The following is a 2456-nucleotide window of genomic DNA, read 5'->3' as shown; positions in this document are numbered from 1 at the left end:
TCCAACCCCCTTCTCATGAAGACTCCCCTCACCGAGGCCGTCGCAGCCGCTGATTCCCAGGGCCGCTTCCTGTCCAACACCGAGCTCAACGCCGCCTTCGGTCGCTTCGAGCGCGCCAAGAACGCCCTGGAAGCTGCCAAGGCCCTCACCGCCAACGCCGACTCCCTGGTGAACGGCGCCGCCCAGGCCGTCTACAACAAGTTCCCCTACACCACCCAGATGCAGGGGAGCAACTACGCCTCCGACGCCCGCGGCAAGGCCAAGTGTGCCCGTGACATCGGTTACTACCTCCGCATGGTCACCTACTGCCTCGTGGCTGGTGGCACCGGCCCCATGGATGAGTACCTCGTGGCTGGTCTCGACGAGATCAACCGCACCTTCGAGCTCTCCCCCTCCTGGTACGTGGAAGCCCTGAGCTACATCAAGGCCAACCACGGTATCTCCGGCGACGCCGGCGTCATCGCCAACAACTACATCGATTACGCCATCGGCGCCCTCGTTTGAGTCGCTTCGGTCTTCGATCCCTCTGGGTCCCTTCGGGGACCCTTTTTTTTGGACACTCCCTAGGGCGAAGGCCCGGTGGGATCGGGTGCTGTAACGATCGAGCCGTCTGGCGAAACTCTGTGCTGACTTCCTCATAAGATCAGAACGGTGCACCGTACGCGTGCAGTCCTCCCCCCTTCTGGCCCGCCATCCATGACCCTCGTCAATGCACCCTATTTGGGCATCGAACGCTTCGCGAACGACCGCAACAAGGAAAACTGGTCGAATGCGTCCGACCAGGACAAGACCACCATCATCCGCACGGTCTATCAGCAGGTGCTCGGTCGTCAATACATCATGGAGAGCGAGCGCCTTGAGGGCGCCGAGTCACTGTTCCGTAACGGCTATCTGAGCGTTCGCGAATTTGTGCGTGCCGTGGCCAAAAGTGGCCTGTACCGAGCAAAGTTCTTCGAGAATTGCAATCCCTATCATTTCATCGAGCTGAACTTCAAGCATCTGCTGGGCAGGGCCCCCCAGAACAAGGCGGAGATGCTGCACCACTTCACCATCCTGCAGGAAGAGGGTGTGGAAGCTGAAATCGATTCCTATATCGACAGTGCCGAGTATCAGGAGCGCTTCGGGGAAGAGGTGGTGCCCTATCTGACGGGATGGGACTACTCTGCCGGCCAGCAGGGGCGTCAGTTCTCCTGGCTGATGCAGCTGGCCCGGGGCGCCGCCGCTTCGGTGAAGGGGGATACCGCCGGCACCAACTTCCGACTCGGTAAAGCCCTGCACCAGGACCGCGCCGTTCCAGTGGTGAGCCCCAACGCCAAGGGATCGGCCTACCAGCCCAGCCGGGTGGCCAATGAATCGATCACCAAGATGGCCAAGGGGATCGGCCAAAGAGCCAAGGTTTATCGCATCGAAGTCACCGGACTGAGCGAGTACCGCCTGCACAAGCGCAGCAACACCGTTCGCTTCGTGCCCTTCAACAAACTGCTGGAGGCCCAGCAGATGATCCACCGTCAGGGCGGCCGGGTCGCCAGCGTAAGCCCGGTGAACTGACCGCAAGGTCCCTGGCTTCCTCGCACGACTTCACCCCCTCGGCATCACGTCGAAGGGGGTTTTTCATGGCTCTGGTGCACGCACGCGCGCCAGGAGAGCCTCGCATCGATTGTTCAGCAAGGCACAGATGAGAGGCCAGATGACTTACCCAACAGCCTCACGACTGCAACCAGCCAGAGGAATTGAGCCGCTGCAGATGACCCTTTGTAAACTTAACGGATCCTGGAGCGATTCTTTCTGACAATAGGCCCGTGCCCAGCACAGGTGAACGTCTTTGGCGTTCCCACCCCCCTTACCCACCCAAAGCCCGACGTTCGACGTCGAGAACAGGAGCTAACTCAATGTTCGACGCTTTCACCAAGGTCGTTGCTCAGGCTGATGCCCGCGGCGAATTCCTCAACGCTGGTCAGATCGATGCCCTTTCCGGCGTCGTCGCTGACAGCTTCAAGCGTATGGATGCCGTGAATCGCATCACCTCCAACGCTTCCAAGATCGTCACCAACGCGGCTCGCGAGCTGTTCGACCAACAGCCCGCCTTGATCGCCCCCGGCGGCAACGCTTACACCCATCGCCGCATGGCTGCCTGCCTGCGCGACATGGAGATCGTTCTCCGCTACGTCACCTACGCCGTCTTCACCGGTGACGCTTCCGTCCTCGAAGACCGTTGCCTCAACGGCCTCCGCGAAACCTATCTGGCCCTCGGCGTCCCCGGCGCTTCCGTGGCCGAAGGCATCCGCAAGATGAAGGACGCCGCCATCGCCATCGCTAACGATCGCAACGGCATCACCCAGGGCGACTGCTCCTCCCTGATGTCCGAAATCGGCACCTACTTCGATCGCGCAGCTGCTGCTGTCGCCTGATCGCGCTTCATCGTTCGGTTCTCCTTCCCATCCAACCCCCTTCTCATG

General features: G+C 61.0%; 3 protein-coding genes. All 3 read left to right on the top strand.

The window, feature by feature from the left end; all coding sequences use genetic code 11:
- Positions 1 to 15: 15 nt before the first annotated feature.
- The 3 genes from cpcA (at position 16) to KQ305_RS04965 (ending at position 2408) form a co-directional block, all read left to right on the top strand.
- Positions 16 to 504: a phycocyanin subunit alpha gene (gene cpcA / locus KQ305_RS04975; protein ID WP_259724326.1), complete on the top strand. Its 489-nt coding sequence runs from the start codon at positions 16 to 18 to the stop codon at positions 502 to 504.
- Between the two features lie 192 nt (positions 505 to 696).
- Positions 697 to 1548: a phycobilisome linker polypeptide gene (locus KQ305_RS04970; protein ID WP_259724325.1), complete on the top strand. Its 852-nt coding sequence runs from the start codon at positions 697 to 699 to the stop codon at positions 1546 to 1548.
- A 341-nt stretch (positions 1549 to 1889) separates the two neighbouring features.
- A complete protein-coding gene (locus tag KQ305_RS04965) occupies positions 1890 to 2408 on the top strand; it encodes a phycocyanin subunit beta (protein ID WP_216910932.1) in 519 nt (172 codons plus the stop codon).
- Positions 2409 to 2456: the final 48 nt, after the last annotated feature.

This window comes from Synechococcus sp. CS-1332 (assembly GCF_025127995.1).
Classification (GTDB): domain Bacteria; phylum Cyanobacteriota; class Cyanobacteriia; order PCC-6307; family Cyanobiaceae; genus Cyanobium.
This window is presented reverse-complemented; position numbering and strand designations above follow the sequence as displayed.

Bases quoted from the DNA above. Each gene is read 5' to 3' on its own strand.
- cpcA (WP_259724326.1), top strand. From the start codon at position 16: ATGAAGACTCCCCTCACCGAGGCCGTCGCAGCCGCTGATTCCCAGGGC.
- KQ305_RS04970 (WP_259724325.1), top strand. From the start codon at position 697: ATGACCCTCGTCAATGCACCCTATTTGGGCATCGAACGCTTCGCGAAC.
- KQ305_RS04965 (WP_216910932.1), top strand. From the start codon at position 1,890: ATGTTCGACGCTTTCACCAAGGTCGTTGCTCAGGCTGATGCCCGCGGC.